At 40.8% G+C, this 6,687-nt stretch carries 5 protein-coding genes and 1 other annotated feature; all 5 genes read right to left on the reverse strand.

Going from position 1 to position 6,687, the window contains the following annotated elements; translation table 11 throughout:
• Positions 1 to 20 precede the first annotated feature (20 nt).
• A complete protein-coding gene (hypF, locus tag CRO04_RS04800; protein WP_242974337.1) occupies positions 21 to 2,333 on the reverse strand; it encodes a carbamoyltransferase HypF in 2,313 nt (770 codons plus the stop codon).
• A gap of 126 nt (positions 2,334 to 2,459) precedes the next feature.
• Entirely contained in the window at positions 2,460 to 4,223 is a 1,764-nt protein-coding gene (gene thrS / locus CRO04_RS04805; RefSeq protein WP_097003078.1) for a threonine--tRNA ligase, read from the reverse strand.
• A gap of 95 nt (positions 4,224 to 4,318) precedes the next feature.
• Positions 4,319 to 4,540: a binding site (T-box leader), on the reverse strand.
• A gap of 61 nt (positions 4,541 to 4,601) precedes the next feature.
• On the reverse strand, positions 4,602 to 5,225 hold the full coding sequence (locus CRO04_RS04810) for a serine hydrolase domain-containing protein (protein ID WP_097003079.1): 624 nt from the start codon (positions 5,223 to 5,225) through the stop codon (positions 4,602 to 4,604).
• Positions 5,226 to 5,784: 559 nt separating this feature from the next.
• On the reverse strand, positions 5,785 to 6,159 hold the full coding sequence (locus tag CRO04_RS04815) for a DUF7674 family protein (protein WP_097003080.1): 375 nt from the start codon (positions 6,157 to 6,159) through the stop codon (positions 5,785 to 5,787).
• Positions 6,160 to 6,172: 13 nt separating this feature from the next.
• Positions 6,173 to 6,469, reverse strand: coding sequence for a hypothetical protein (locus CRO04_RS04820; RefSeq protein WP_207654395.1), 297 nt, complete (start codon positions 6,467 to 6,469; stop codon positions 6,173 to 6,175).
• Positions 6,470 to 6,687: the final 218 nt, after the last annotated feature.

Below are 6,687 nucleotides of genomic sequence, written 5' to 3' on the forward strand. Positions count from 1 at the left end.
ACTTCACTCCTTTCTTTGGGTCAGATATCACCTGTCTTTAAATACTCTCTCCCTAAGTATGTCTGTCCAAGGCTCAGTCCTCCGTCACCGGGAGGAACAAGACGGTTTATGTATACACGAAAGTCTTTCTCCTTCAGCAGGGTAATTGTCTGCTGTGTAAGTAAGGTATTTTGAAATACGCCTCCGCTTAATGCAACATCGCTGGTATGATAACGGCTTCTCAGCCTTTCACAGATCCCGGCTATCCCTTCTGCTGCTGCATAATGAAAACTCAGTGCCAGTGCTCTCCGTTTTTCCCTGTCTTTGCATCTTACTGCCGTTTCAAAAAATGGATAGGGATCCAGTTCCAGAACCTCCTTTTTTTCTGTTATGAGAAATGGCAGGGAAGGTGGAGTAATATGTAAGCGTCTGACAAGCTCTGCTTCTTTCTCAAGCAGAATGGCACACTCTCCTTCATACCGGTTTTCGTGGGCAATCTGCAGAACAGAGGCGGCTGCATCAAAGAGCCGGCCCATACTGGAAGTGAGAACCGTATTGATTCTGTGGTCCAGTGCAGCTGTTATTACCCTGCATCTGTCTTCCGGAAAGTATTTCTCCAGACCTGTATGATGCAGATAACAGACAGCGGTCTTTTTCCCATCCCGCATGGACCCATCACCTCCCAGAATGGGAAACGGGCGCAGATGTGCCGCCCGCACAAACTCTTTTCCTTCACAGATCAGGAATTCTCCTCCCCATATGCTCCCATCGGTTCCATAACCGGTTCCGTCAAATGCTACGCCTATCACAGGACCATTTAATCCATGCTCCGCCATGACAGAGGCAATATGGGCTTGGTGGTGCTGTACGCTTATAACCGGAAGCGAAAGACTCCGGGCGAAGCTGGAAGAGTGGTAATTGGGGTGTAGATCACAAACCGCAAGCCCCGGTGTGATATGTAACAGGCGGCATAGATCCCGATAGGATTTTTTATATTCCTCCATCACACTGCACGCTTCTAAATCTCCAAAATACTGGGATACCACTGCACGCTCTCCCCGGCTGAGGCAAAATGCCGCTTTTAAATCACCTCCGGCGGCAAAGATGTCTGCTGATGAGACTGTTTCTTTCAAAATGACAGGATAGGGAACATATCCTCTGCTTCTTCTGATGAGCTGGGGACGTCCTGCCACAATCTTTGTTACGGAATCATCTACAGACCTCAATATTTTTCTTTGATTATATAATACGCCATTCAGATTGTTATCACGACAGGACAGCATGCTGTCATCTTCGCGTATGACTGGCTGACCGGACACATTGGCACTTGTCATAATAAGGGGACCAAGCTGTGCGGTAAGCAGATACTGCAGAGGGGTATAAGGAAGAAAGGCGCCGCAGCAGTTGCTGCCTTTATTGGCAGACGGAGCCATGGAATCCTCACGCATGTGAAGCAGTACAATGGGTCTGGATTTAGATTTCAGCAATGTCTCCTCTTCCGGTGAAACATCACAGAATTTCCTGATATCAGAAACAGTATGAAACATCACGGCGAAGGGCTTTTCTTCCCGTCCTTTTAATCTGCGCAGACGGTCTACGGTCTGCTCAAGAAATGGGGAACAGGAAAGATGATAGCCGCCGATTCCCTTAACAGCGACAATTCCACCTGCTGCCAGAACCATTATGGCTTTTTTCAATGCCTCACGGTCGGAAAGCTCGTCTCTTTCCGGATTCCGGTTATCCTGGTAGAGAAGATAGGGACCGCAGTCATTGCAGGAAATTGTCTGCGCATGGAACCGCCTGCTGTAAGGGGAAGTGTATTCCATCTGACAGGCCGTGCACATGGGGAATTCCTTCATGGCAGTATTTACCCGGTCATAAGGCATTGCTTCTATTATTGTATATCTGGGACCGCAGGACATACAGCTGATAAAGGGATTCCCAAATCTTCTGTCAGAATGATCGGAAAGCTCTCTTAAGCATTCCGGGCAGACCGGCAAGTCAACCGGGATCATGGAGACTTCATCCGCCTGGCCACTGGGTACAATGACAAACTCATCCATGATGCTGACCGGATGCTCTTCCACTTTCATGTTTAAAATCTCATACCTCTGCTCCCTGTTTTCTTTTAATTCCCATACAAACTGGTCCACTGCAGTTTTTGGCGCCTGTGCCATTATTTCCACATCTCCGCCCACGTTACGGACCCAGCCTTTGATCCCCATTTTTTTAGCTGAACGGTATACAAGGGGCCGGAATCCAACCCCCTGTACGATTCCGCAGACCTTTATCTTTACTGCTGTTTCAGTTATCTTTTCATTTTCCATACCGCTTCTGTTTTTTCTGCCTTTCATAAAATCAGGCTGGTATCGCGGCAAATCCTGTTTTGTGGACTATCTGCCGCGATTCGATACCCTACATCCATAATACGCTTAATGGACAAACAATATCCCAGTTCATTTATAAAAGGTATGATAATCTCATCTGTCCACTGCCATTTCGCTTTTCAGCCTTTCGATAAATTCACTCATTTCCATCTGTTCCAAATCCTTACTATCACTTTTTCTAACTGAAACTGTCCCACTTTCCATCTCTTTTTGTCCAACTACAACCATATACGGGACTTTGTCTAATTGTGCTTCACGAATCTTGTAACCTATTTTCTCATTTCTGGAATCAATTTCACAACGGATCCCATTTTTTTTCAATGCATGCATCACTTCTTCACCATAGGAGAAAAAACGGTCGGAAATTGGCAGCACTTTAACCTGAACAGGAGCCAGCCACAGTGGAAACTTACCTGCGTAATGCTCTATTAAAATTCCGATAAATCTCTCTATCGACCCGAAAACAACTCTGTGGATCATAATGGGTCTATGGCGTTCCCCGTCAGCACCTATATACTCTGCCCCAAATCTAAGGGGTAATTGAAAATCCAGCTGAATGGATCCGCACTGCCATGTTCTTCCCATTGAATCTTCTAAATGAAAATCTATTTTGGGTCCGTAGAATGCACCATCACCTTCGTTTATCACATATTCTTTTCCGGTCAATTCCAATGCCTTTTTTAAGCTCTCCGTTGCCACTTCCCAATCTTCATCACTGCCGATGCTGTTTTCAGGTCTGGTAGATAACTCCACATTGTAATTAAATCCAAATTTTATATACATTTCATCAATGATACGAATTACATTCATTATTTCTTCCGTGATCTGCTCCTGTGTCATAAAAATATGAGCATCATCCTGTGTAAAACTGCGTGCCCTCATTAAACCATGCAGTACACCTGATTTTTCATAGCGATGAACCAGTCCAAGTTCTCCTATTCTGATTGGCAAATCACGGTAGGAATGGGGCTGCTGCTTATATACAAGCATACCGCCCGGGCAGTTCATTGGTTTTATGGCATAATCCATATCCTCAATCACTGTAGTATACATATTTTCACGATAATGATCCCAGTGTCCTGATGTCTGCCACAGATCCCGATTTAAAATAATGGGAGTTGATATTTCACAATACCCCTCTCTCTCATGAATCTCTCTCCAATAATTAATGAGTAAATTTTTTAAAATCATTCCTTTGGGAAGAAAAAACGGGAAGCCAGGTCCTTCCTCCATTAACGCAAATAAGCCTAGTTCCTTACCTAGTTTTCTATGATCTCTTCTTTTGATTTCTTCCTGTAATTTAAGATATTCTTCCAGCTGATTGACTTTGGGAAATGCAACACCATATATTCTTGTGAGCATTTTATTTTTTTCATTCCCCTTCCAATAAGCACCTGCTATTGTTGTCAATTGAACGGCTTTTATTAAGTTTGCATTAGAAATATAAGGTCCTGTGCACAAATCTGAATATTCCCCCAGCTCATAGCAGATGACTTTTTCCTCTGCAGGCATATCATTAATCAGCATGATTTTATATGATTCATTCTTCTCCGACATCAATGACATTGCGTCATCCCTGCTGAACTCAACTCTGCGTGCTATCAAATTCTCTTTTATCACTTTTTTCATTTCATTTTCGATAGATTTTAAATGAGAATCTGAAAAAATAAAATCAAATTCGAAATCATAATAAAATCCATCTTTTGTCGCCGACCCAATTGCACATTTTGCAGATGGATAAATACGTTTAACTGCCTGTGCCAGAACATGGGAAGCTGTGTGCCAAAAAGCCTCACTACCGAGTTCCTCTTCAAATTTACATTCTGTTACTGATCCGTCTTTCATTCTTACCTTCATTTCTTATGTTCTCCTTTCGAAATATGCCATTATGACATTTAATAAATTACAACATAAGAAAAGCACCCTAAAATCAATGGCAATTTAGCCATTAATTTAAGGGTGCAAAAAATACGAATGCACGGTTCCACCTTAACTTTTCACTTCAGATTCTAACAAATCCTATACTTTAACGCAGTCATACGGTAACACTTACTCAATTCAGCATTACAGCTCTGGAATGGTTTTCATCTATCTTCCTGCATGAAAAACTTTCACCAAATGTTTTTCTCTCTGTATGATTCCAATAGATTACTTTTTTCCGTCTTTGCTTTTCTTATGTTATTACAATTATTATAACAAAACATATACTGTTGTCAATGGGTAATTAGCGGTTCCTTATGTGCAATTCTCAAATACTGGTTCAATATGCTCTATAATAAGAGCTATCCTGTCCTTAGCTTCCGGCATAAAAAAAGAAGCGATAGAAACGACTATTTTTTTGTTTGTATTGATGTAAATTACGTTTCCTCCGTCTCCTAATGCAGCGTATGTATGCTTTTTATCATCAATGACCCACCACAGGTAACCATAGGATAACTCGCTCCACCGGCTATGTTCCTTTGTACTTTCCTCTATCCACTCGGCTGGAATAATTTGTTTTCCATTACACTTACCGCCATCTAGATATAGTTGTCCTATTTTTGTCATTTCTTCTGCCGTCAGGAAAAGTCCCCAGCTTGCCGTGTTTATTCCTTGCGGGTCAACAACCCAGCCACTGGTGTTTCTATCATTCATTACGGTAATATGCTCTTCTTTATTACGCAGCACCACATTGTGCGTAACATGAATCCCCAGTGGTGAGAATAAATGTTTCTCAGCAAATTCAAGTACGGACTGCCCTGTCGCACTAACAAGATTTGGATTGCTATTGTCTTCTGTTCGTCTTCCTGTTGCTTTTTCAGAAAAATGTCGCATATAGGCCAGTTTTTCATATTCCTCAAGTCGCACAATCGCAACCATTTATAAATTCCTGAACTGGTAAATACTCGCATTATTTTGCTTCAAAAGTAGAGATGAACCATGGGGTCGAAAATGAAGCAGGTTAAAGAATCGGGGTCGGATTATTGCCTTGGGGTCGTAACCGGGGTCACATTAGCAAGGAAAGCCCATTTACACAAATGAGTTAAGGGGTTATGAACGACATTATTTAAACCATAACCAGAGAACCAAGAAATAAGCAGCCCGTGAATCCTTTTGATCTATGCATTTCAAACAGCTTCTTAAAACATAATTTAAGACTGAGTATAAAATTGATGAAATCTCTTTTTATCAGACTCGCTTTTTTGAGCTTGGCACATCCATTGAAAAAAATCTACCTCTAAGGGGCTGTAATTAAAGATTTCAGACTGTCAAGGGGTTTTGAAAGGTGTTGTTGAACATCTATAATCTATTATTTTTTTCACTACTTTTGAAACCATAATCCCATCACGACTATTAATTTTCGAGCAAACAGAGATATCTCACTATTTAGAGTTTTGGAATATCTCTGTTTGTATACTTATACTTTGTACTCTGATTTTTAAATATCTATTCTCCCTAAGCTTTTATCCGCTTCAACTTGTAATTGAATGGTTTTTTTTCCCATGTATTTTTTGGCAATTTCCAAGATAACTCTATCGTTACCCAATACTTCAAGCACAGTAACAGAGAAGGTATTTAACAAATGTTCATCATCACTATGAGAAACTTCTTCGAAGTAATCAAAGATACGCTTTAATAATTGGGTATTAGTTTCTTCAATTAATAACTTAAGCACTTTTGGCATAAAGACATCTTCAATTATAACTGTTTCCAAAATTTCACCATTATCTTCAATGGACTTCTCGTAATCATCTTTTGATGAAGGGATGAAATCCAGCATAACATTTAAAAATTCTTCTGATTTCTTGTTCATACTTATGACTCCTTTATTTAAATAGATCAATTGCATTGCTTAAGTCACTTCTTAATGCATCAAGGATATCTAAATCGTTGAGCCCCAACTTCCCTGACTTGGCTAAATTGTTCAATTGAGTTAGCCTTTGTTGTGCTTTTGCTAAATGTGTCGATGAACCCTCCAAAAATTCTTGTGTTAGTATACTGGCAGTCCCGCCATCACCAACTTTTGCACCTGGTCTATAAAGCTCATTAACTATTCTTCCTAAGTCTGAATTCTGTATCTTTGATAATAACTTATCTCGAGTGGAACCAGTGATTTCGGGCATTTTATCTAAAAGTCCACTAACTTCACTACTACCTACACGTCCACCCGCCCCCTCAGGTGGAGTACTGAGGTATTCGACGAACGGTGAAAATATTTATTCGATTAAAAAAATTGAACAAAATCGCTATCGCGATGGCTGTTCAAAATTCCTTTTATTCTCCACCCACCTCAAAAATAAATATGGCAGATTTTGAATTTTTCGTGTATTGTTAAGCTACC

It is taken from the genome of Lacrimispora amygdalina (assembly GCF_900205965.1).
Lineage (GTDB): Bacteria > Bacillota > Clostridia > Lachnospirales > Lachnospiraceae > Lacrimispora > Lacrimispora amygdalina_A.

What these genes read in the sequence shown, in the direction of transcription:
- thrS (WP_097003078.1), bottom strand. Translation starts at nt 4,223, where the DNA reads ATGAAGGTAAGAATGAAAGACGGATCAGTAACAGAATGTAAATTTGAA.
- CRO04_RS04815 (WP_097003080.1), bottom strand. Translation starts at nt 6,159, where the DNA reads ATGAACAAGAAATCAGAAGAATTTTTAAATGTTATGCTGGATTTCATC.
- CRO04_RS04820 (WP_207654395.1), bottom strand. Translation starts at nt 6,469, where the DNA reads ATGCCCGAAATCACTGGTTCCACTCGAGATAAGTTATTATCAAAGATA.
- hypF (WP_242974337.1), bottom strand. Translation starts at nt 2,333, where the DNA reads ATGAAAGGCAGAAAAAACAGAAGCGGTATGGAAAATGAAAAGATAACT.
- CRO04_RS04810 (WP_097003079.1), bottom strand. Translation starts at nt 5,225, where the DNA reads ATGGTTGCGATTGTGCGACTTGAGGAATATGAAAAACTGGCCTATATG.